The following is a 21,925-nucleotide window of genomic DNA, read 5'->3' as shown; positions in this document are numbered from 1 at the left end:
GCTCTCTCCCGTCAGACGCGACCGGTTGCCGCGGCCCGGCGCCGACTGATCGCGTCGACGCTCGCGGCGACGAGCAGCACCAGACCGGTGACGATGTACTTCCTGCTGTCGGGCTGGTTCAGCAGGCCCATGCCGTTGGCGATGACTGCCACGACGGTGCCGCCGATCAGGGCGTCGACGACCCGCCCCTTGCCTCCGAACAGGCTGGTGCCGCCGATGACGGCCGCGCCCACCGCGTAGAGCAGGATCGTGGTGCCACCGGTCACGTTGTTCACGCCGCCGCTGTAGCTCACGAGCATGATGCCTCCGACCGCCGCCACCGTGGAGGAGAGCATGAAGCAGGTCAGCTGGATCATCGGGACGTTGATGCCCGCGCGGCGCGCCGCCTCGGCGTTGCCGCCGACGGCGTAGACGTGGCTGCCCCACTTGGTCCGGCTCAGCAGCGCGCCGAGGACGAGCGTGAGCCCGACGAGGATGAGCAGCGCGATCGGGACGCCCTTGATCGACTTGATGTGCGCGTTGGGACTGCGCTCGACCGAGAGGTAGAAGACGATCAGGCCGACGATGACGGCGAGGAAGCCCGACTTCAGTGCCCACAGGAGCGTCGGCTGGCTGTTCAGGCCGTGGCGCCGGCGGCGCCGGTTGGCCCGGAACGTCGCCGCCGCGTAGAGCGCCACCAGGACCACCGCGACGACCCACCCCAGCCAGACCGGAAGGTTCTCGCTGTTGAGCTTCGCGACGAACTCGCCGGAGTCGATCGACCCCTTCTCGCCGATGATGGTGAGCATGACGCCCTGCAGGCCGAGGAACGCGGCCAGGGTGACGACGAACGACGGGATGCCGAGCCGCGAGACGATCAGGCCGATGCAGGTGCCGATCACCGCGCCGGTGACGAGACAGGCGAGGATCGCCAGCGCGACCGGCCAGCCGTGCTCGATGAGCAGGAGGCACATCACGCCTGCGGACGTGCCGGCGGTGTAGCCCGCCGAGAGGTCGATCTCGCCGAGCAGCAGGACGAAGACCATCCCCATCGCGATGATGGTGACGCCGGCCGACTGCTGGATCAGGTTGCCGAAGTTGAACGCCTTCGTGAAGGTCTCGGGCCGGAGGGCCGAGAAGGCGATGACGAGCGCGACGAGCCCGAGGATCGCCGGGAGCGACCCGACGTCACCGCCCCGGAGCTTGGCGAGGTACTCCTTGGCCAGGCCACGGACGGTGGCGCGGCTGCGGGCGTCCTGGGTGTCGTGGATCTCCTCGGTAGCGACGCTCATGCCGCATCCCCCTCGTTCAGCTTGCCGGTCGTGATCGCCGCGACGACCCGCTCACGGCTGGTGGTCGAGGCCTCGACCTGCGCGACCATCTGGCCGAGGTAGAGGACCGCGATGTCGTCGGCGACCTGGAAGACCTCGTTGAGGTTGTGGCTGATCAGCACGACGCCGAGACCACGGTCGGCGAGTCGGCGGACCAGCTTGAGGACCTGCTCCGTCTGCGCGACGCCCAGCGCCGCCGTCGGCTCGTCGAGGATGACGAGCCTGGAGTTCCAGAGGACGGCGCGCGCGATGGCGACCGTCTGGCGCTGGCCACCGGACAGGGCGGCGACGTGGGTGCGCACCGACGTCAGCGTGCGGACCGAGAGGCCGTCGAGCGTCTCTCGGGCGCGAGCCTCCATCGTGTCCTCGTCGACGACGCCGTTCTTGGTGAGCTCGCGGCCCAGGAACATGTTGTGGACGACGTCGAGGTTGTCGCACAGCGCGAGGTCCTGGTAGACGACCTCGATACCCAGTGCGTTCGAGTCACGCGGGCTCTTCACGTGGACGGCGCCGCCCTCGAACGCGTAGTCGCCCTCGTCGAACGGGTGGATGCCGGCGATCCCCTTGATCAGCGTGCTCTTGCCGGCTCCGTTGTCGCCGACCAGGGCCGTGACGCGGCCGGGCCGTACCGTCAGGTCGACGCCCTGCAGCACGTGCACGGCGCCGAAGCTCTTCTGAACGCCGCGCAGCTCCAGCAGCGGCTCTCCACTCGACATTGGCTCACCCTTCCGGGGTTGATCGTGGAACGGGGGCCCGCCCAGCAGGACGGGCCCCCGCGTTCTCAAGCTGTCAGACGACCGCTAGCGGTCAGGCGACGCCGTACTTCTTGCAGAGGTCCTCGATACCCTTGCAGATGTCCGCCGCGTTCGCCTGGCCGGCCGCGACGACGTCCTTGACGGTGTCGGCGGTGATCCAGACCGGGGTGGCGAGCACCGACGGCACGTCGACACCGAGCACCGAGTCGTTGACCGAACCGGTCGCGATCGTCGACGGGTCCTCTCCGTTGATGATCGCGATCGCCAGGTCGGCGGCGGCCTTCGCCTCGATCGAGGTGTCCTTGAAGACGGTGCCGGACTGGTAGCCGAGCAGCACGTTGGCGAGACCCTCGGCCGTCGCGTCCTGGCCGGTCACCAGGATCTTGCCCTCGACCCCGGCGGCCTTCTCCCGAGCGATGACGCCGCCCGCCATGCCGTCGTTGGCGGTGACGAGCCCGACCAGGTCGGGGTGGGCGGCGTAGAACTGGTCGAAGACCTTGCCCGCGGTGTCCGGGTCCCACTCACCGGTCTGGTCGCCGACGACGGTGTAGCTGCCGTCGTCCTTGATGACCTGCTCGTAGCCCTGCTTGAACAGCGTCGCGTTGTTGTCGGTCGCGGCACCGTTGATGAACGCGATGTTCCCCTTGGTCACGTCCTTGGCCTGGAGGGCGTCGATGAGGCCCTGACCCTGCAGCGCGCCGACCTTCACGTTGTCGAACGACACGTAGTAGTCCGCGCCGCCGCCCAGGGTGAGGCGGTCGTAGTCGATGACGGCGATGCCCGCGTTCTTGGCCTTGTCGATGCACGCCTTGCCCGAATCCGGGTCGAGGTCGGTCTCGATGAGGACCTGGACGCCCTCGGTGATCATCTGGTCGCAGAGCTGACCGAACGTGTCCGGCGAGCCCTCGGCATTCTGGATGATCGACTCCAGGCCGGCGGCCTTGAAGGCGGCCTCGAGGTTCGGGCGATCCTGGGTCTCCCAGCGGACCGAGGTCTTCGAGTCCGGAAGGATCACGCCGACCTTCCCGGTGGCCTCCGGTTGGGACGACTCGCTGCCGCCGCTGGTGCCTTCACTGCCGGTGTCACCGCCGTCGGAGTCGCTCCCGCACGCCGCGAGAGCGCCGAACGCGAGTGTCCCGACCGCCACCAGGGACGCGAGCCGCATCCCCTTGTTCCTGACCATTCCTCGACCTCCATGGCTTGGACCCGACGATGTGACGACCATCACCGGATATGTTGTGGCGGACAACTTACTGAGCCGCAGCGACCCCGGCAAGAGGGCCGGGCGCCCGGGTTTTGTTGCACGATCAAACCAAGTGCGCGCAGGCGGGGCCGTGACCGAAACGTGACCGAACCGGGCGTTCGGACTAGCCCGGAGCGACCGCAGCCAGGCTCCCCGCGCGTCGGCTGGGCCGGTTCGGGGCGTGGCCTGGACGTCGATATCGGATCCCGCGGCCGTCGGGGCTGGGTGTGATCGCGGTCACCGAGTATGTTGTGGCCTCCAACATATCCGGGCCCGCTGGCCTGCCAGGCCGCTGGGCCGCCCCGGTTCCGTTGGTCCATCCACTCCTTCCACCCGGAGGCACCAGGCACCATGACCGAGTCGAGCTTCAACCCCACCCGCGACGACCACTTCACCTTCGGCCTGTGGACCGTGGGGTGGCAGGGCGTCGACGTCTTCGGCACCGCGATCCGCCCCGTCCTGGAGCCCGCCGAGGCCATCCACCGGCTCAGCGATCTCGGGGCGTACGGCGTGACCTTCCACGACAACGACGTGTTCCCCTTCGACGCGGACGCCGCCACCAAGGAGCGGCACCTCGCGCCGTTCCGCAAGGCGCTCGAGGAGACCGGGCTGGTGGTGCCGATGGTGACCACCAACCTGTTCTCCCACCCGGTCTTCCGCGATGGCGGCTTCACCAACAACGACCGCGACGTGCGCCGGTTCGCGATCCGCAAGGCGGCCGACCAGATCGACCTCGCCGCCGAGCTCGGGGCGCGGATCTTCGTCGCCTGGGGCGGCCGGGAGGGCGCCGAGTCCGGTGCGGCGAAGGACATCAAGTCCGCGCTGTCACGCTACAAGGAGGCCTTCGACCTGCTCGGCGCCTACGTGCTGGAGCAGGGCTACGACCTGCGCTTCGCGATCGAGCCCAAGCCCAACGAGCCGCGCGGCGACATCCTGCTGCCCACCGTCGGCCACGCTCTGGCGTTCATCAACGAGCTCGAGCACCCCGAGATGGTCGGCCTCAACCCCGAGGTCGGGCACGAGGAGATGGCCTCCCTGAACTACGCCCACGGCCTGGCCCAGGCGCTGTGGCACGGCAAGCTCTTCCACATCGACCTCAACGGCCAGCACGGCCCGCGCTACGACCAGGACCTGCGGTTCGGCGCCGGCAACGCGCGCGGAGCGTTCTGGACCGTCGACATCGTCGAGAACGGCGGCTACGAGGGCCCGCGGCACTTCGACTACAAGCCGCCGCGCACCGAGGACATCGAGGGCGTCTGGGTCTCGGCCGAGGCGTGCATGCGCAACTACCTGATCCTCAAGGAGAAGGTCCGCGCGTTCCGCGCCGACCCTGAGGTGCAGCAGGCTCTCAAGGACGCCCGCGTCGACCAGCTCGCCGTGTCGACCCTCGCTGCCGGCGAGGGCGTCGCCGACCTGCGTGCCGAGTCCTTCGACCCCGACGCCGCCGCCGAGCGCGGCATGGGCTTCGAGAAGCTCGACCAGCTCGCCCTCGAGCACCTCTACGGCGTGCGCTGATCGACGGTTTCGAATACTCCCTGACGAACGGGCACCTCTCCCAGCGGGAAGGGGCCCGTTCGTCACGACTACCGTCCCGACGCGGCATGGGACGGGGGTGGAGGGCGTAGTGTCGAGGTGTGGAGCCGTCCGGGCTTCCTCTCAGAGAGCACCCCACATGAGCGACAAGTCGCCGCGCCAGGGAATGTCCAAGAAGTCCGCGAAGTCCATCAAGGAGAAGCGCGCGGAGAAGCGCGACAAGGGCCACGAGCAGACACTGTCCGAGAGCATCCACCCGAACAAGAAGAAGTGACGCTCCGCGGCCTGGGCGTCATCGGCACCTCGGCCAAGGAGAACGAACAGCGACTCCCGCTGCACCCCGAGCACCTTCCGCTCCTCGAGGCCGACCTGCGCGCGCGGATCACCCTCGAGCACGGGTACGGCGAACGGTTCGGGGCGAGCGACACCTCACTCGCGCCGTACGTCGCGGGCTTCGCCTCGCGGGCCGACATCCTCGCAACGTCGGACGTCGTGCTGCTGCCCAAGCCGCAGCACTCCGACGTGGCGGCGCTCGGCCCGGGACAGGTGCTGTGGGGCTGGCCGCACTGCGTCCAGGACCCGGTGCTCACCCAGATCGCGATCGACCGCCAGCTGACGCTCATCGCGTTCGAGGCGATGAACCACTGGACCACGGGCGGCGACGTCGGCGTGCACGTGTTCCACAAGAACAACGAGCTCGCCGGCTACTGCTCGGTCCTCCATGCGATGGAGCTGGCTGGGATCACCGGCGACTACGGCCGGCGGCTGATCGCGGTCGTCATCGGCTTCGGTGCCACCGCCCGCGGCGCCGTCACGGCGCTCAACGCCCACGGCGTGCACGAGGTCGCGGTGCTCACCAACCGTGGCGTCGCCGCCGTCGGCTCCCCGATCCACTCCGTGCGGATCCGCCAGTTCGACCACGACCCGGACGGCGAGCACCTCAGCCACGTGATCACCGACCGCGGCCGAGAGCCGATCGCCGCCTACCTCGCGGAGGGCGACATCGTCGTCAACTGCACTCTCCAAGACACGGCCGCACCGCTGACCTACCTGAAGACCGCCGATCTGGCCGGATTCCGCCCCGGCAGCCTCATCGTCGACGTGTCCTGCGACGAGGGCATGGGCTTCAGCTGGGCCCGGCCGACCACGTTCGACGAGCCGTCGTTCGTCGTCGGCGACAACGTCTTGTACTACGCGGTCGACCACAGCCCGTCGTACCTCTGGAACTCCGCGACGTGGGAGAACAGCAACGCCCTGATCCCCTTCCTGCGCCCGATGCTCGAAGGCCCGCAGGCGTGGGACGCCGACGAGACGCTACACAAGGCGATCGAGATCCGCGACGGTCACGTGGTCAATCCGGCGATCCTCGCGTTCCAGGGCCGCGCGTCCGAGCCGCCCTACGCGGTGGCCTGAGGCGCCAGGGCTGCGCACACCTCGGCGACGGCGGTCGGGACGCCGGCGGCGGCCCAGTCGACCCCTGCGGCACGCACACGCGCGGTGCTGCCGCCGACCCCGAGGATCAGCGCGGCGCCGGGCAGATCGTCCCAGAGCGGCAGCGAGTGCTGGCAGCGCACGTGCAGCGACCCCGTCGCGATCGCCACAGCATCCATGGACGCGGAGCCAAGCATGCGCAGCGTCGCCGCCCCGCCGACCATCCGGGTGAAGGCCGCACCGACCGGCCCGTCGTACCGGGGCGGGTGCAGGTAGGTCGTCAGGCATGCCGTGGCGAGTGGGCGATCCTCCAGCCTGGGCAGCGGGACACCGTCGACGGTGGTCGGCAAGCCGGGACCGCCCACGTACGTCCGGCCGGTCGCGGGGTGGTGCACGGCCCCGAGCACCAGGTCGTCGCCGTCCGTCAGCGCCACGGCAGAGCACCACCAGTCCAGGCCGGCGACGAAGTTGTAGGTGCCGTCGACCGGGTCGATGACCCACGTGCGGCCCGACGTACCGGCTCGCGACGCGCCCTCCTCGCCGAGCACCCCGTCCTCGGGACGCTCCGCGGCGAGGCCGTCCACGACCAGCCTCTCGGCGGCGTGGTCGGCAGCCGTCACGAGATCGGAGACCGAGGTCTTCGTCGCCGCGTCGAGGCCCTCGGCGCGCATCCGGGCCGCGAGCGTGCCGGCGTCGCGGACCAGTCGGGCGGCGAGGGCGGCGTCCTGCGTCAGGCTCACGCCCAGGCCTCGGCGAGCAGCCTGCGGGTGTCGGAGAGCAGCTGCGGCAGCGTCTTGGTGCCCCCGAGGACCGTGATGAAGTTCGCGTCGCCGGACCAGCGCGGCACGACGTGCTGGTGCAGGTGCTGCGACAGCGAGCCGCCCGCCACCCCGCCGAGGTTGACCCCGATGTTGAAGGCGTGCGGGCCGGCGATCTCGCGCAGCACCCGGACCGCCTGCTGCGTGGTCGTCATCAGCTCGGTCACCTCCTCGACGGTGAGGTCCTCGAGCTCGGCGACGTGCCGGTGCGGCAGCACCATCAGGTGCCCGGGGTTGTACGGATGCAGGTTGAGCACGGCGAAGCACGTCTCGCCGCGGTGCACCACGAGGCTGTCCTCGGGCGCCATGTGCTCCATCGCGCAGAACGGGCAGCCGTCGCCGCCGGGCGGAAGGCTCGGGATGATGTACGCCATCCGGTGGGGTGTCCAGAGCCGGTCGAAGCCCTCGAACCCGTCGCGCGCGTGGCCGGCAGGATCGGTCATGGGCCCAACCCTAGGGTGGACCCGTGAGCGACCCGACGCTGCGTCCCGCCCGCACCGACGACATGGCGGTGGCCGCGGACATCTGGCACCGCGGGTGGCACCTCGCCCACGCCGGGCACGTGCCGGACGGCCTCACCGCCGCCCGGACCCTCGGGGCCTTCCAGGAACGCACACCCGGGCGCGTTGCCGACACGACGGTCGCCGAGGTCGACGGGTGCCTGGCCGGGTTCATCATGATCGCGGACGACGAGCTCGAGCAGCTGTTCGTCGATCCCGCACGACACGGCTCCGGGGTGGCGGCTCCCCTGCTGGCGGAGGCCGAGCGGCGAATCGCCGCGGCGGGGTACGCCGAGGCGTGGCTCGCCGTCGTGGTCGGCAACGCCCGGGCGCGGCACTTCTACGAGAAGCACGGCTGGCGCGACGCCGGCGACCTGCCCTACGAGGTCGCGGCCGGCGGCACGACGTACATCTCGCCGTGCCGTCGCTACGTCAAGGACGTCCGGGTGTCCTCCTAGACCTGCTCCCGGCTGGCGACGGCGTCGGCGACCCGCTGGATCGCCTCGTCGAGCGGGACGCCGTTGTCCTGGCGGCCGTCGCGGTAGCGGAACGAGACCGCGCCCGCCGCGATGTCGTCGTCGCCGGCGATCATCATGAACGGCACCTTCTGCAGCTGGGCGTTGCGGATCTTCTTCTGCATCCGGTCGTCGGAGTCGTCCACCTCGACCCGCAGGCCCTGGCGCTGCATCCGCTTGGCGACGTCGTAGAGGTAGTCGTTGTGCCGCTCGGCGATCGGGATCGCCTGCACCTGCACCGGCGCGAGCCACGGAGGGAAGGCACCGGCGTAGTGCTCGACCAGCACCCCGATGAACCGTTCGATCGAGCCGAACTTGGCCGAGTGGATCATCACCGGCTGCTGCCGCGAGCCGTCGGCGGCGGTGTAGTGGAGGTCGAACCGGTCCGCCGACGGTTGGTTGAAGTCGTACTGGATCGTCGACATCTGCCAGGTCCGCCCGATCGCGTCGCGGGCCTGCACGGAGACCTTGGGCCCGTAGTACGCCGCCCCGCCCGGGTCCGGGACCAGCTCGAGGCCCGACTCGATGCAGACGTCCTCGAGCACCTTGGTCGCGATCTCCCAGTCCTCGTCCGACCCGATGAACTTGTCGGGCTTGGAGTCGTCGCGGGTGGACAGCTCGAGGTAGAAGTCGTGGAGGCCGAAGTCGCGGAACAGCCCGAGGCAGAAGTCGAGAAGGTGCTTGATCTCCGCCGGTGCCTGCTCCTTTGTCACGTACGAGTGCGAGTCGTCCTGGGCGAACCCTCGGACGCGGGTCAGCCCGTGGATCACGCCGGACTTCTCGTGCCGGTAGACGGATCCGAACTCGAAGAGCCGCAGGGGCAGCTCGCGGTAGGAGCGCTGCCGCGACCGGAAGATCAGGTTGTGCATCGGGCAGTTCATCGCCTTGAGGCGGTAGTCCATGCCGTCGACGTCGAGCGGCGGGAACATCCCGTCGCCGTAGTACGGCAGGTGGCCGGAGGTGTAGAACAACCCCTCCTTGGCGATGTGCGGGGTGCCGACGTACTCGAAGCCCTCCTCGATGTGGCGCTGGCGGACGTAGTCCTCCATCACCCGCTTGATGACCCCGCCCTTGGGGTGGAAGACGGGGAGGCCGGAGCCGATCTCGTCGGGGAAGCTGAACAGGTCGAGGTCGCGGCCGAGCTTGCGGTGGTCGCGCCGCTCGGCCTCCTCGATCCGGTGCAGGTGCTCCTCGAGGGCCTCCTTGGACTCCCAGGCGGTGCCGTAGATGCGCTGGAGCTGCTTGTTCTTCTCGTCGCCGCGCCAGTACGCCGCCGCGGTGCGCATCAGCTTGAACGCCGGGATCCGCTTGGTGGTCGGCAGGTGCGGGCCGCGGCACAGGTCGCTCCAGGCGACGTCGCCGTTGCGGCGGACGTTGTCGTAGATCGTGAGCTCGCCGCCGCCCACCTCGACGCTCGCGCCCTCGACGGCCTCGGCGGTCGAACCCGTCGAGGCCCCCGAGCCCTTCAATCCGATCAGCTCGATCTTGTAGGGCTCGTCCTTCAGCTCGCTGATCGCGTCGGCGTCGGTGGTCACCCGACGGGAGAACCGCTGGCCCTCCTTGATGATCTTGCGCATCGCGGTCTCGATCTTCTCGAGGTCCTCCGGCACGAACGGCGTTTCGACGTCGAAGTCGTAGTAGAAGCCGTTCTCGATCGGGGGCCCGATGCCGAGCCTGGCCTCGGGGAAGAGCTGCTGGACGGCTTGAGCCATCACGTGCGCGGTGGAGTGGCGCAGGACGTCGTGGCCATCCGGGCTGTCGATGGCCACCGGCTCGACCTCGTCGCCCTCGTCGAGCTCGTGGGCGAGGTCCCGCAACGCGCCGTTCACCCGGGCGGCGATCACCGACGGGTCGTCCTGGAAGAGCTCCCATGCCTTGGTGCCCGTCGTGACCGTCCGCTCCTCACGCGCGTCGGCGTGGGTGAGGGCGATCTTCAGGTCGGACACAGTGGCTCCTGGGAGGCAGGCGGGACGGACCCACCGATCGTATCGGTGGGCCCGTGAGCGCCGCGCCCCGGTTTGCAGCCGCCGGGCCACTCGAGAGACCCGGGAACTAATGCCTGTTTCCATACTGACTTTCAGCCCTGCTGTGCCGAAGTAGAAGGGAGACGATGGAGACGTGAAGGCATTCGGACGACGCGGATCGGTGCACGGCCCCCGGGAGATCTGCTCCCACTGCGGCCACCCGATCGTGGACGTGCCGCAGGTCGGCTGGGTCGCGCCCGAGCTCGGGGACAGCTACGACCTCTGCTCCGGCGACACCTTCGGCAACCACCTGCCGCGGCGCGAGAAGCGCTCGCAGCCACGCACCACCCTGGCCCGCAGCGGCATCTAGCGGCTCGGCGCCTCTCGGACCGCGGCGCGGCCCCCGTCGTACCTGACTCATCTGTCGTCGCCGAGGCTCCCGGTGAGCAGATACGTCTGGTGCGTGACGGGCGTCTCACTGCTCCCCGCCCCCAGTCCCCCGCCGGGCCGAGAGCGATGATGGCCTCCGAGCCGCGTTTCCGCAGACCAGAGGCCATCTTCTCGGTGGGCGATACTGGGTTCGAACCAGTGACCTCTTCGGTGTGAACGAAGCGCGCTACCACTGCGCCAATCGCCCGAGACCTGCTCCGCCGCAAGGGCGGTGCGGTCGCAGACTCTAGCGCACCCTCCGGGCCGGTTCACATTCGGTGGCCACGGGCCTCGACACCCGTGCCGAATCGCGTCACGGACCGGCACCTGCTCCGTCCTCTCACCGTGACGCACCAGCCCCGGGCCCGAGCCATCGCCCAAGACCTCACCCTCCAGTGCCTCGACGCCGGCGGGCGCACCGTGGACCTGCCGACCACCTTCGGCTACGACCCTGCGGACCCGTGGGCGGTGTGGATCACCTTCCGCGGCCCGCGCGACGCGGTGCGCTGGGCGGTCGGACGCGACCTGCTGCTGCAGGGCCTGACCGACCCGGCCGGCGAGGGCGACATCCAGCTCTGGCCCAGCATCGACGAGCTCGGCCGCGCCGCGGTCGTGATGGAGCTGCGCTCCCCCGACGGTTGCCTGGTGACCCAGCTGCACACCCACGACCTCTACCGGTTCCTCACCCGCACCCTGGCGATCGTCCCGGCCGGGTCGGAGACGATCGACCTCGACGAGCTGGTCGCCGAGCTCGCCGGGGGCTCACGCGCGGAGTAGCAGCTCCGGCTCCCGACGCCGCCACACCTCGCGCACCGCGGTCGTGACCGGGCCGGGCGCGGGCAGCTCGCGCTCGTCCCAGCGCGCGACGGCCTGCACGTCGCGCGTGGTCGAGACGAGGAGCACCTCGCTGGCGCGCTCGACCACCTCGATCGGCTCGTCGACCTCGCGGGCGCCGTACCACTCGAGCACCAGCGCGCGAGTGACGCCCGCGAGACAGCCGCTCGCGAGCGTCGGCGTGCGCAGCTCGCCGTCGAGGACGTAGAAGACGTTCGAGCCGGTGCCCTCGCACAGGTGGCCGGCGAGGTTGGCGAAGATCGCCTCGCTCGCGCCCCGCTCGCGCGCGGCCGCCAGCGCGACGACGTTCTCGGCGTACGACGTGGTCTTCAACCCGGCCAGCGCACCGCGCTCGTTGCGCGGGTAGGGCACCGTCGCGACGCTGGTCGTGTCCGGCCAGGCGGACATCGTGTCGAGCACCACGATCATGGTCGGCGCGGCCTCGCCGCGACCCGAGCCGAGCGGCGCGGGGCCGCCGGTGCAGGTGATCCGCAGCCGGCCGAGGGCGAGCGGCTCACCGTCGAGGACGGCGGCGACCCCGCGGCGTACGGCGCCCTCGTCGATGGCCGGCAGCCCGAGCCCGCGCGCGGAGCGGTGCAGCCGCTCGAGGTGCCGGTCGAGGGCGAACGGCCGCCCGCCGACGACCTTGACCGCCTCGAACACCCCGTCGCCGACCGTCAGCCCGTGGTCGGTGACCGGGACCGCCGGAGCCGTCGCATCAGGGAGCAGGTGACCGTCGATCCAGGCGCGCATGCGGCCACTCTAGGAGGGCAGCACCTGCCCCGGCCGGGCGCCTCGCACGCCCCGGAACACCGTCTCGCAGACCCGCGACGCGCGGCCCAGGGGCGGATTTTGCATGGTCTGGGGCATCGGCTACTGTTCTCACGCACGCCGACCGGGTGACCGGATCGACGCGCAGGCGGACGTAGCTCAGTTGGTAGAGCGCAACCTTGCCAAGGTTGAGGTCGCGAGTTCGAGCCTCGTCGTCCGCTCGGAGAGGTCTCTCCCTGGTTTGGCCTCCATGGTGGGTTGGCCGAGAGGCGAGGCAACGGACTGCAAATCCGTGTACACGGGTTCAAATCCCGTACCCACCTCCATGCAGTCCCTCACTAACTCAAGACCCGGGCGATTGGCGCAGTGGTAGCGCGCTTCCTTGACACGGAAGAGGTCACTGGTTCAAACCCAGTATCGCCCACCAGCGTTTGCGCAGGTCAGGCCCCTTCGAGGGCCTCGACCTGTCTTCGAGGAGGATTCGAGGACGACGATCGGGCCCTCCCGGGCTCGTTCGGTCGCTCACCCCGCCACCGCCGATCGGAGCGAGGATGTCGGCGGCGCCGGTCAGCCGTCGCGCGCCGGTCTCCACAGGTTCTGGTCGTTGCTCGGCGGGCCCCGGCCCGCTAGCGTCCGGCGCAGTCGTTGTGGACGGTGGTGCCCGTGTTCGTGCGCGTTCGAGACCGCGACGTCTTCGTCGTCGATGTCGGAGTGGGAGACCTACCGGTCGTGCTGCACAGCGGCTGGATCGGAACGTGGGAGGACTGGCTTCCACAGATCGAAGCGCTGAGCCGCGTCACCCGCGTCATCGCCTACGACCACCGGGGGACGGGACGAACCGTTGCGACCCCCGACGAGATCACGCACGACGGCCTCGTTCGGGATCTGTTCGACCTCCTCGACGTCACCGGCATCCGCCGTTGCGTTGTCGGAGGGTTCTCCTCCGGCGCGTCCGTTGTCACCGACGCGATCACCGCCCGACCGGACAGGTTCGCCGGCGTGCTGCTGATGTGCCCGGTCTTCCCCGACCCGGATCCGAACTTCCTGTCGCTGCTCGACAGCGACCTGGACGGCACGATCGAGCTGTTCCTCGACCTGTGCTTCCCCGAGGCGGCGCATCGTGACGTGAGCAGCACACGTCGCTGGGCACGCTCGGTGCTGCACCAGAGCTCCGCGGAGAATGCGGTCCAGCTGATGCTCGCGCTGCAGGCGGCTCACGCCATGGACCAGTACGCACCCGTCGCCCTGCCCACGGCGATAGTGATGGGCTCCGATGACCCGATGTCGAACGAGAACCATCTAGCGGCGTGGACGCGCCTGTTCCCCGACGCGCGGGTGACGACGATCCCTCGCGCGGGCCATATCGTGGCGTTCACGGCGCCAGACGCTGTCAACCGGGCCTTTCTCGACCTCGTCAACGGCACCGATATGGCCGAGCCGCTCACTTAAGGGAACACTTGTTCTAACCTGACCGAGTGGGAGCCTCCGACCGCGACACCGGCCAGCGTGGCCACACCGCGCCGCGGCACGTGTGGGTCAACGTCACCGGCAACCCGGTGCACCGCTCCCCCGGGGTGCTGCTCGACTGGCGCCGCTGCCCGGACGGCCGGTGGGAGGCGCTGGTCGCCTGGGCCGAGGGCGGCGGCAACATCCGGTCCCGCGCGCACCTGGAGTGGGTACGCCGCGAGCACGTGCGCCCGGCCGGCTAGCAGGCGTGGCACCTTCGTCTGCCCGGTCGGTACCCGGTCGGTGCCCGGCCGGGCCTACCGGCCCTGAGCCCCGGAGCCTGGCTCGGTCTCCGCGGTCTCGGCGAGCCAGGCGCGGAACCGGCCGGGGTCGCGGCGCTCCAGCTCGTCCAGCAGCCGCCCGCGCTCGGCGATCACGTCGAGCAGCTCCTGGGGCGAGGCATCGGCGCGGTGCATCTCGTCGTACGACGAGCGCCACCTCTCGGCCAGGTCGCGCTCGCTCAGCCGGGTCGGGTCGACGACCGCGCCGGGGGCGCTGCCGCCGCGCAGGCTGCGCTGCAGCTGCTCGAGGATCGGCGGCGCCGTCAGGGTCGTCACGATCAGCACGAGCGCGGTCCAGCCGTCGATCAGCGCCGGGAAGCCGGCGAGGATCGCGGCCGCGGCGGCGCCGTACCGTGCGCCGGCCGTCGCCGCGGCCCGCCGGTCGCCGTCGGGCTCGACCCACGCGACGCCGAACGCGGCGCCGAGCACGGCCAGGCACGCGGTGATGCCGGCGAGCGGCACCCAGCCGATGGCCACGGACCCCGCCGCGATCCCGACGGTGACCAGCACCATGCCGACGCCGTTCCAGCCGGCGCGGTAGCGCCGCATCGCCCGGCTCTCGATGACCCGTTCCGGTGTGCCCTTCATGCCCTCACGATCCGCCGGGGCCCGCGGGCCCGGCAGGGCCGAAAGTGCGCCGAACCTGGGACGTCCGTCCCTCGTCCCCGGCCCGCGAGCGGGCCTGCAGAGGAAGAACGTCGCCCACCCTGGGGACCTTCGGCCCCTGCGCCCCCGGGCGACCGCAGGGAACGTAAGGGCGTGTTCAACGTCCGGTTCCACGGCCGCGGTGGCCAAGGTGTCGTGACGGCGGCGGAGATGCTCTCCGCCGCCGCCTTCGATATGGGGCTGCACGGCCAGGCATTTCCCACGTTCGGCTCCGAACGGACGGGCGCCCCGGTCGTCTCCTTCTGTCGTATCCATGACCGGCCGATCGGCTTCCACGAGCCGATCTCGGTCCCCGACGCGCTGGTCGTGCAGGACCCCACCCTGCTGCACGTGCTCGCGGTCCTCGAGGGCGCCAGCCCGGTGACCTACCTGCTGGTCAACACGTCGCGCTCGTTCGCGGACGTCGGCCTGGAGGGGTACGTCGACTGGCTGGCTCCCGGGCGCGCCGCCACGCTGCCGGCCACCGAGATGGCGCGCGAGGTGCTGGGTCGCCCGATGCCCAACACCGCGCTCCTGGGGGCCTTCGCGGCACTCACGGGGGTCGTCACCCTCGAGGCCGTCACGGCCGCGATCCGGCACCGGTTCGACGGAGTCCTTCCGCCGGACATCGTCGAGGCGAACGTCGAGGTCGCCACCCGAGCACACGGGGTGATCTGCCATGTTTGAGCAGCTGGAGGGGTCCCGGGCGGTCGCCAAGACGGTGGCCCGCTGTCGACCCGCCGTGATCGCGGCGTATCCCATCTCGCCGCAGACCCACATCGTCGAGGCGCTCTCGGACTTCGTCCGCACCGGCGAGCTGCCGGGCTGCGAGTACCTCATGGTCGAGTCCGAGTTCGGCGCGATGTCGGCGTGCATCGGCGCCTCCGGCGTCGGAGCGCGCACCTACACCGCGACGGCGAGCCAGGGCCTGCTGTTCATGGCCGAGGCGCTGTTCAACGCGTCGGGGCTCGGGTTGCCGATCGTGATGACCGTCGCGAACCGGGCGATCGGCTCCCCGATCAACATCTGGAACGACCAGTCCGATTCGATGTCGCAGCGCGACGCCGGCTGGGTGCAGCTCTTCGCCACCTCCAACCAGGAGGCGGTCGACCTGCACGTGCAGGCGTTCGTGCTCGCCGAGCGGCTCTCGCTGCCGGTCATGGTGTGCATGGACGGCTTCGTGCTGACCCACGCCGTAGAGGCCGTCGACCTGCCCGAGCAGGCGCAGATCGACGCGTTCCTGCCGCCGTTCGCCCCCCGCCAGCACCTGGACTCGCGCGACCCGATCACGATCGGATCCATGGTCGGCCCCGAGGCGTTCACCGAGGTCCGCTACCTGATGCACGACCAGCAGCTGGCCGCGCTCGACGAGCTGCCCCGGATCAGTCAGGACTTCGAGTCGGTCTTCGGTCGGGACACCGGCGGCCTGGTGCGTCCCTACCGCACCGAGGACGCCGACGTGATCGTGGTGGCGTTGGGCTCCGTGCTCGGCGGCGTCAACGAGGTCGTCGACGCGCTCCGCGAGGACGGCGTCGCCGCGGGCTCCCTGGGCATCACCTGCTTCCGGCCCTGGCCCGCCGAGGCGGTCCGTGCGGCGATCGGGCCGGCGCGCCAGGTCGTGGTCGTCGAGCGCGCCTTCGCCCCGGGCGTCGGCGCGATCGTCGGTCAGGACGTCCGCCACGCCCTGCGCTCGGCACCCGGTGACGGCCCGGCGGTGTACGACGTCGTGGCCGGCCTCGGCGGGCGCCCGGTGACCCGCGCCTCGCTGCGGGGTCTGCTCGACGACGTCGTCGCCGAGCGTCTCGACCCACACGAGCTGCACTTCCTGGACCTCGACCACGAGCTGCTCGAGCGGGCCGGGACCCCCTGGAGGAGGACGTCGTGACGGATCTGAAGCTCTACCAGGTCGGCACCTTCGCGGCCGGCAACCGGCTCGTCGACCTCGAGCTCCGCTCGGTGCAGGCGCACGCCGATCGGGCCAACTCCATCACCTCGGGTCACCGTGCCTGCCAGGGTTGCGGCGAGGCGCTGGGGGCCCGCTACGTGCTCGACGCGGCGATGCGGGCAGCCGGAGGCGACGTGGTCGTCGCCAACGCCACCGGTTGCCTGGAGGTCTTCTCCACCCCCTACCCGGAGTCCTCCTGGCAGGTCGCCTGGCTGCACTCCCTGTTCGGCAACGCGCCGGCGGTCGCCGCCGGCATGGCGGCCGGCCTGCGGGCCCTCGGCCGCGAGACCCGGGTCGTCGGCCAGGGTGGGGACGGCGGCACCGTCGACATCGGGTTCGGCTGCCTGTCGGGCATGTTCGAGCGCAACGACGACGTGCTGTACGTCTGCTACGACAACCAGGGGTACATGAACACCGGCGTGCAGCGCTCCGGCGCGACCCCGCCGGCGGCACGGACCGCGAACACCGCCCCTCTCGGACCCGAGCCCGGCAACGCCTTCGGCCAGGGCAAGTCGGCGCCGCTGATCGCGATGGCGCACGAGATCCCGTACGTCGCCACCGCGACCGTCGCCGACCTGCGCGACCTCGAGCGCAAGGTCGAGAAGGCGATGTCGATCCGCGGCGCCCGCTACCTCCACGTGCTCGTCCCCTGCCCACTCGGGTGGGCCGCGGCCTCCAGCGACACGATCCGGTTGGCTCGGCTCGCGACCGAGTCCGGGATCTTCCCGGTCTTCGAGGCCGAGTACGGCGAGGTCACCGCCGCGACGCCGATCCGCCGCCCGGTCCCGGTCGACGAGTACCTCCGGCTGCAGGGCCGGTTCGCCCACCTCTTCGGCAAGCACGCCCGGCCCGACCTGGTCGCACGCATCCAGGCGGCCGCCGACCGCAACATCGTCCGCTTCGGCCTGGTCGAGGCCGAGCCCCGAACCGGGAGCTGACCGACATGGACCACCCCTTCGCCATCACCTTGGACGTCGGCTCGAGCCGGGCCAACAAGACCGGCTCCTGGCGCACCGAGCGGCCCCTCTACGTGCACAACCAGCCCCCGTGCAACCGGGCCTGCCCGGCCGGCGAGGACGTCCGGACCTGGCTCTACGACGCGGAGGAGGGCGGCGACGCCTACGAGCGTGCCTGGCGCCGGATCATGGAGGTCAACCCGTTCCCGGCCGTCATGGGCCGGGTCTGCTACCACCCGTGTGAGACGGGCTGCAACCGTGGCCAGCTGGACGAGGCGGTCGGCATCAACTCGGTCGAGCGCTTCCTCGGCGACGAGGCGATCCGCTGCGGCTGGCAGGTGACGGTCGACCAGCCCTCGAGCGGGCTGCGGGTGCTCGTGGTCGGCGCCGGCCCCAGCGGCCTCTCCGCGGCCTACCAGCTCGCCCGGCTCGGGCACGAGGTCACCATCATCGAGGCGGCCGCGAAGCCCGGTGGCATGATGCGGTACGGCATCCCGGAGTACCGGCTCCCCCGCGAGGTCCTGGACGCCGAGATCCAGCGGATCCTCGACCTGGGCGTGCACCTGCAGCTCGGCACCACCGTCACCGACCTCGACGCGACCATGCGCGAGGGGCGGTACGACGCGGCGTTCCTGGCGGTGGGCGCGCAGCTGGGCCGGCGGGCCCACCTGCCGGCCGGCACGGCCTCCCACGTCGTCGACGCCGTGGCCCTGCTGCACCACCTCGGCGAGGGCGATCGCCCGATGCTCGGTCGCCGGGTCGCCATCTACGGCGGCGGCAACACCGCCGTCGACGCGGCGCGCACGGCCAAGCGTCTCGGCGCCGAGGAGTCCGTGGTCGTCTACCGCCGCACCCGGGAGCGGATGCCGGCGCACGACGCAGAGGTCCGCGAGGCCGAGGAGGAGGGGGTCCGGTTCACCTGGCTGTCCTCGATCACCCAGGTCGAGGAGGGCTCGTTGACCATCGAGCGGATGGAGCTCGACGAGACCGGCTTCCCCCAGCCGACCGGCGTCACCGAGCAGCTGCCCGCCGACTCGCTCGTGCTCGCGCTCGGGCAGGACAGCGACCTGCGGTTCCTGGACGGCGTCTCCGGCATCGAGGTCGACCACGGCGTCGTCACGGTCGACGAGCAGATGATGACCGGCCGCCCGGGCGTCTTCGCCGGCGGCGACATGGTGCCCGACCAGCGCTCCGCCACCGTGGGCATCGGCCACGGCCGGCGAGCTGCCCTGGGTGTGGACGCGTGGCTGCACGGCCGCACGACCGCACAGCCCGACGATGCGGCGCCGGCCGAGTTCGAGGCCCTGAACACGTGGTACTTCGCCGACGCGCCCCGCGCACACCGACCGCTGCTCGAGGCGGTCCGCCGCTCGTCGACCTTCGACGAGGTGGTGCAGTCCCTCGACGCCGACAGCGCACTGTACGAGGCGCGGCGCTGCATGTCGTGCGGCAACTGCCTGTCCTGCGACAACTGCTTCGGCGTGTGCCCCGACAACGCCATCATCAAGACCGGCGATCCGGACACGCCGTACCTGATCGACCTCGACTACTGCAAGGGCTGCGGGCTGTGCGCCGCGGAGTGCCCGGCCGGGGCGATCCGGATGGCGCCCGAGGACATCTAGCAGTCCAGCGGGCTCAGCCGCACGCCTCGACGGGCGGACCGCCGTCGCGCAGCCACCGGTCGTAGCGGACCGGGTCGCGGCGCTCGAGCGCGTCGAGCAGGACGCCGCGCAGGACGATCAGCTGGGCCGCCCGCCGCGGGTCGCGGGTCGCGACCAGGGCGTCGGCGGAGAGGTACCAGGCCGCCGTGATCTGGTCGGTGCTCAGGCGTGCCACCACGATGCGCTGGCTCTCCGCGTCGGCGGCGGGGTCGAGGCGGATCGGCTCGACCTGCGGGCGCGGGGCGCGCGGACGCGATTGCCAGGGGAACTGCACGACGCCTCCTCCGCTCTTCCTGCCGTCGATGTCGGCCTGCTGCTGCCAGCCTGCGCGCGCGGGGCCGGGCCCGAGCAGGGCCGATGGTCCCGGCCGCGCGGGACCTGCGACCGGCGGTGCCGGCGCGCTCGACAGCGAACGTGGACAGGGAGTGGCCCGAGGGCAGCGACGACCGCGGGCCGCCTCCCTGTCGACGTAGCGCTCCCCGGGCTCCGTCGCCCGGAGGTGGATCGCGCCGGCGTCTCGGGTCGCCGATGCGTCCAGGACGACTGTAGGCAGACAACCGCCTCCCGCGGGGCCGGTTGCGTGAATCTGGAGGAAAGGTCAGGACCGGCGGGGAGGCCGAGCGCCACGCCGCCGGCCCCGGACCCCCGTGGCGCGGGGACGGCGAGCGGGCTGCTCGAACCGGGCAAGGATCGCCGCCGGGACGCGACCTCCGGCTCACCCCGGAGGATGAGTGCTCGCGGCTCGGCCTCGGCTCAGTCGTGGGCGGGCAGGGTGAACTCGAACACCGATCCCTGCCCGGCCGGGTTGGCGCGCACCACGATCGTGCCGTCGTGTCGGAGGATGATGCGGCGCACGATGGACAGTCCCAGGCCGCTGCCCTCGTAGTCGCGGAAGTGCGCCCGGTGGAACTCGTCGAAGACCCGCTCGCGCTCGGCGGCCGGGATGCCGATCCCGTTGTCGGCGACCTGGACGGTGACCATCCGAGCGTCCGTGCGGCAGCCGCGGACGGTGATCTCCGGCTCGACCCCGGGCGCGACGTACTTGAGGGCGTTCCCGATCAGGTTGTCCAGCACCTGGCGGACGAGCACCGGGTCCGCCAGGACCGCGGGCACCGGCTCGACCAGTACGTGGGGCTCGGCGTGCCGGGCGGCCGCGACCTCGGCGACCAGTCCGGCGACGTCGACCGGGCCGACCTCGAGATCACGCTGGCTGCTGGTCGCGTGCGCGAGCAGGTCCCGGATCAGGTCATGCATCCGACGCGAGGAGGACCGCACTCGGGAGACGAAGTCGCGGGCCAGGTCCGTGCTGAGGGTCCCGGTCTCCAGCTCGTCGGCGATCATCTCGGTCCACCCGTCGATGGCGGCGAGTGGGTTGCGCAGGTCGTGGGCGACGACGCCGGCGAAGCCGGCCAGCTCCGCACGCCGGGCGTGCTCGGTCGAGATGTCCCGGAAGATGACCAGGGCTCGGGACCGGCGCCGCACCTCGTCGCGAGGCAACGGGATCGCGGAGACGGACACGACCCGCTCGGTGCCGTCGGCGCGCGTGATCAGCAGCTCGACGTCGTGGACGGCCTCGCCGGCCAGGGCCCGCAGCGACGGGCGCTGCGGGGTGTCGACCGTGCTCCCGTCGGCCCACCGCCCGGACCGCTCGGCCAGGGCGTCCCAGTCGACCTCCTCCCGGGCCAGCCCGAAGATGTCGGCTGCGGCCGCGTTGTGCACCAGCAGCTCGCCGGTGTCGTCCAGGACGAACAGCCCCTCCTTCATCGACCCGATCACGGCCTCCCGGAGGCTGATCTGGTAGAGCGTCTCCTCCTGGGTGCGCAGCAGCTCGGCCGAGAGCGCCTGCCGCTCGTCACGGCCGGTCGAGAGGGCCAGGCCGGTGGCCACGATGGTCGCGACGTAGAACTCAGCGAGCAGCGAGCCGATGTCGGCACGCTCGACGGCGGCGAACGGTCCGTACCCGGTCATCGTCAACGTCTGGGTCGCGACCCCCACGACGAAGCAGTGCGCAGCGCTCACGAGCGTGCTGAACCGCAGCCCGAACCACACGGTGGCGGCGAGCAGCGGGAACACGAGGGGCAGGTCGTCGAGGGCGAACGCGAGGCCGTACATCGCGCTGGTGAAGACCGAGGCAGCCAGCAGCTCGACCACTGGGCCGTCGCCGATCAGGGAGCCTCGCGGGCGCGGCCTGGTGAGCCACTCCCCGACCAGGATCCCCAGCGTGACGACGATCAGGCTGCTGACCAGGGTGCGGCCGAAGAAGAGGAGTCCGGCCACGGGCTCGTAGTCGCCGGTGACGGCGCTCGCTCCCGCGGTGCCGAGCACTGCGCCCGTGGCCATCGCCACGGCCAGCGCTCCCCCGTAGCGCGGCAGCATCCGCGGGCGGTCGAGCGGCCGATCGCCGCCGCAGCCCCACAGCTCGGGACTCCAGCGCCGCAGCAGCCAGACCGCGAGCAGCGTCTGCGCGACGGCGGCGCCCGCGAACACCGCGTTGATGCGCGGATCGGCCCCGAGGATCGCGTTGGCCGCAGCCATCGCCGCCGCGAGCAGGAGCGTGTCGAGGCTGCGGAGTCGGGCACCGCGCAGCACGAACCACAGGACCCCGATGCCGCCGGAGGGCCAGACAGTCGCGAACCCGGGGCTGTCGAGAGACGGCTGGCGGGCGAGGAACGCGAGCAGCACGAGGCACCCGGCCAGCCCGACGGCTGCGCCGGGATGTGCGCGTGAGCGCGTCTGTCCCCGGTCGCCCGGCATCCCTACCCCCACTAGGCCCCCACCCGTGTCCCGGACAGGCTAGTGGTCGAGGGCGGGCGGTGTGGGCAGGTCCA

At 71.2% G+C, this 21,925-nt stretch carries 22 protein-coding genes and 4 tRNA genes; 15 read left to right on the top strand and 11 right to left on the bottom strand.

Annotated features, from left to right (window positions below):
• Window positions 1–11: 11 nt before the first annotated feature.
• The 3 genes from QMC84_RS15255 to QMC84_RS15245 form a co-directional block, all read right to left on the bottom strand.
• A complete protein-coding gene (locus QMC84_RS15255) occupies window positions 12–1,271 on the bottom strand; it encodes an ABC transporter permease (RefSeq protein ID WP_300376048.1) in 1,260 nt (419 codons plus the stop codon).
• On the bottom strand, window positions 1,268–2,026 hold the full coding sequence (locus QMC84_RS15250; RefSeq protein WP_300376046.1) for an ATP-binding cassette domain-containing protein: 759 nt from the start codon (window positions 2,024–2,026) through the stop codon (window positions 1,268–1,270). Before QMC84_RS15250 ends, QMC84_RS15255 begins: the two co-directional genes overlap by 4 nt.
• Before the next feature lie 91 nt (window positions 2,027–2,117).
• Complete coding sequence (locus QMC84_RS15245) at window positions 2,118–3,248, bottom strand: substrate-binding domain-containing protein (protein WP_300376044.1); 1,131 nt, start codon at window positions 3,246–3,248, stop codon at window positions 2,118–2,120.
• 411 nt (window positions 3,249–3,659) lie between these two features.
• Here QMC84_RS15245 and xylA point away from each other — a divergent pair, with 411 nt between their 5' ends.
• The 3 genes from xylA to QMC84_RS15230 all read left to right on the top strand — a co-directional run bounded on the left by xylA (window position 3,660) and on the right by QMC84_RS15230 (window position 6,254).
• Window positions 3,660–4,823 carry a xylose isomerase gene (gene xylA / locus QMC84_RS15240; RefSeq protein WP_300376042.1) on the top strand — a complete coding sequence of 388 codons (1,164 nt, stop codon included), beginning with the start codon at window positions 3,660–3,662 and terminating at the stop codon, window positions 4,821–4,823.
• Between the two features lie 157 nt (window positions 4,824–4,980).
• On the top strand, window positions 4,981–5,115 hold the full coding sequence (locus QMC84_RS15235) for a hypothetical protein (RefSeq protein ID WP_300376040.1): 135 nt from the start codon (window positions 4,981–4,983) through the stop codon (window positions 5,113–5,115).
• On the top strand, window positions 5,112–6,254 hold the full coding sequence (locus QMC84_RS15230) for a N(5)-(carboxyethyl)ornithine synthase (RefSeq protein ID WP_300376038.1): 1,143 nt from the start codon (window positions 5,112–5,114) through the stop codon (window positions 6,252–6,254). Before QMC84_RS15235 ends, QMC84_RS15230 begins: the two co-directional genes overlap by 4 nt.
• Here QMC84_RS15230 and QMC84_RS15225 read toward each other — a convergent pair.
• Together QMC84_RS15225 and QMC84_RS15220 are read right to left on the bottom strand one after the other, a co-directional pair.
• Window positions 6,239–7,012, bottom strand: coding sequence for an inositol monophosphatase family protein (locus tag QMC84_RS15225; RefSeq protein WP_300376036.1), 774 nt, complete (start codon window positions 7,010–7,012; stop codon window positions 6,239–6,241). The genes QMC84_RS15230 and QMC84_RS15225 overlap by 16 nt on opposite strands.
• Window positions 7,009–7,533 (bottom strand): HIT domain-containing protein, encoded by a 525-nt coding sequence (locus QMC84_RS15220; RefSeq protein ID WP_300376033.1) that lies wholly within the window; start codon window positions 7,531–7,533, stop codon window positions 7,009–7,011. Before QMC84_RS15220 ends, QMC84_RS15225 begins: the two co-directional genes overlap by 4 nt.
• Window positions 7,534–7,556: 23 nt before the next feature.
• Here QMC84_RS15220 and QMC84_RS15215 point away from each other — a divergent pair, with 23 nt between their 5' ends.
• Complete coding sequence (locus tag QMC84_RS15215) at window positions 7,557–8,048, top strand: GNAT family N-acetyltransferase (RefSeq protein WP_300376030.1); 492 nt, start codon at window positions 7,557–7,559, stop codon at window positions 8,046–8,048.
• Here QMC84_RS15215 and thrS read toward each other — a convergent pair.
• Window positions 8,045–10,051 (bottom strand): threonine--tRNA ligase, encoded by a 2,007-nt coding sequence (gene thrS, locus QMC84_RS15210; protein WP_300376027.1) that lies wholly within the window; start codon window positions 10,049–10,051, stop codon window positions 8,045–8,047. The two genes, QMC84_RS15215 and thrS, sit on opposite strands and share 4 nt — an antisense overlap.
• Before the next feature lie 172 nt (window positions 10,052–10,223).
• Between thrS and QMC84_RS15205 the strand changes: the two genes are divergently transcribed.
• The gene (locus tag QMC84_RS15205) at window positions 10,224–10,439 is read left to right on the top strand and encodes a hypothetical protein (RefSeq protein WP_300376024.1); all 216 of its coding nucleotides are present in this window, start codon (window positions 10,224–10,226) and stop codon (window positions 10,437–10,439) included.
• Between the two features lie 195 nt (window positions 10,440–10,634).
• Here the strand turns inward: QMC84_RS15205 and QMC84_RS15200 are convergent.
• Window positions 10,635–10,706: transfer RNA gene (locus QMC84_RS15200), tRNA-Val, on the bottom strand.
• Between the two features lie 137 nt (window positions 10,707–10,843).
• Here QMC84_RS15200 and QMC84_RS15195 point away from each other — a divergent pair.
• Complete coding sequence (locus tag QMC84_RS15195; protein ID WP_300376021.1) at window positions 10,844–11,275, top strand: SsgA family sporulation/cell division regulator; 432 nt, start codon at window positions 10,844–10,846, stop codon at window positions 11,273–11,275.
• On the opposite strand, the gene QMC84_RS15190 is transcribed toward QMC84_RS15195, so the two are convergent.
• Window positions 11,261–12,085 carry an aminotransferase class IV gene (locus tag QMC84_RS15190; RefSeq protein WP_300376018.1) on the bottom strand — a complete coding sequence of 275 codons (825 nt, stop codon included), beginning with the start codon at window positions 12,083–12,085 and terminating at the stop codon, window positions 11,261–11,263. The two genes, QMC84_RS15195 and QMC84_RS15190, sit on opposite strands and share 15 nt — an antisense overlap.
• 166 nt (window positions 12,086–12,251) lie before the next feature.
• Here QMC84_RS15190 and QMC84_RS15185 point away from each other — a divergent pair.
• From QMC84_RS15185 to QMC84_RS15165, 5 genes are all read left to right on the top strand, one after another.
• Window positions 12,252–12,324: transfer RNA gene (locus QMC84_RS15185), tRNA-Gly, on the top strand.
• A 31-nt stretch (window positions 12,325–12,355) separates the two neighbouring features.
• Window positions 12,356–12,429, top strand: a tRNA-Cys gene (locus QMC84_RS15180).
• Between the two features lie 26 nt (window positions 12,430–12,455).
• Window positions 12,456–12,530, top strand: a tRNA-Val gene (locus tag QMC84_RS15175).
• A gap of 236 nt (window positions 12,531–12,766) precedes the next feature.
• Window positions 12,767–13,552, top strand: a complete 786-nt coding sequence (locus QMC84_RS15170) for an alpha/beta hydrolase (protein ID WP_300376016.1) — start codon at window positions 12,767–12,769, stop codon at window positions 13,550–13,552.
• A gap of 26 nt (window positions 13,553–13,578) precedes the next feature.
• Window positions 13,579–13,812 carry a hypothetical protein gene (locus QMC84_RS15165; protein ID WP_300376013.1) on the top strand — a complete coding sequence of 78 codons (234 nt, stop codon included), beginning with the start codon at window positions 13,579–13,581 and terminating at the stop codon, window positions 13,810–13,812.
• Between the two features lie 54 nt (window positions 13,813–13,866).
• On the opposite strand, the gene QMC84_RS15160 is transcribed toward QMC84_RS15165, so the two are convergent.
• Window positions 13,867–14,478 carry a hypothetical protein gene (locus QMC84_RS15160; protein WP_300376010.1) on the bottom strand — a complete coding sequence of 204 codons (612 nt, stop codon included), beginning with the start codon at window positions 14,476–14,478 and terminating at the stop codon, window positions 13,867–13,869.
• A gap of 171 nt (window positions 14,479–14,649) precedes the next feature.
• Between QMC84_RS15160 and QMC84_RS15155 the strand changes: the two genes are divergently transcribed.
• From QMC84_RS15155 to QMC84_RS15140, 4 genes are read left to right on the top strand one after another with little or no spacing between them, the layout of a single operon-like run.
• Complete coding sequence (locus tag QMC84_RS15155; RefSeq protein WP_300376007.1) at window positions 14,650–15,222, top strand: 2-oxoacid:acceptor oxidoreductase family protein; 573 nt, start codon at window positions 14,650–14,652, stop codon at window positions 15,220–15,222.
• Entirely contained in the window at window positions 15,215–16,420 is a 1,206-nt protein-coding gene (locus QMC84_RS15150) for a transketolase C-terminal domain-containing protein (RefSeq protein WP_300376004.1), read from the top strand. Before QMC84_RS15155 ends, QMC84_RS15150 begins: the two co-directional genes overlap by 8 nt.
• On the top strand, window positions 16,417–17,418 hold the full coding sequence (locus tag QMC84_RS15145; protein ID WP_300376001.1) for a thiamine pyrophosphate-dependent enzyme: 1,002 nt from the start codon (window positions 16,417–16,419) through the stop codon (window positions 17,416–17,418). The genes QMC84_RS15150 and QMC84_RS15145 overlap by 4 nt, the downstream gene beginning before the upstream one ends.
• Before the next feature lie 5 nt (window positions 17,419–17,423).
• On the top strand, window positions 17,424–19,058 hold the full coding sequence (locus tag QMC84_RS15140; RefSeq protein ID WP_300375999.1) for an NAD(P)-binding protein: 1,635 nt from the start codon (window positions 17,424–17,426) through the stop codon (window positions 19,056–19,058).
• A 13-nt stretch (window positions 19,059–19,071) separates the two neighbouring features.
• On the opposite strand, the gene QMC84_RS15135 is transcribed toward QMC84_RS15140, so the two are convergent.
• Window positions 19,072–19,371 carry a hypothetical protein gene (locus QMC84_RS15135; protein ID WP_300375997.1) on the bottom strand — a complete coding sequence of 100 codons (300 nt, stop codon included), beginning with the start codon at window positions 19,369–19,371 and terminating at the stop codon, window positions 19,072–19,074.
• Between the two features lie 479 nt (window positions 19,372–19,850).
• Complete coding sequence (locus tag QMC84_RS15130; protein WP_300375995.1) at window positions 19,851–21,851, bottom strand: ATP-binding protein; 2,001 nt, start codon at window positions 21,849–21,851, stop codon at window positions 19,851–19,853.
• Window positions 21,852–21,925: the final 74 nt, after the last annotated feature.

This window comes from Nocardioides sp. (assembly GCF_030019515.1).
In the GTDB taxonomy this organism is placed as follows: domain Bacteria; phylum Actinomycetota; class Actinomycetes; order Propionibacteriales; family Nocardioidaceae; genus Nocardioides.
This window is presented reverse-complemented; position numbering and strand designations above follow the sequence as displayed.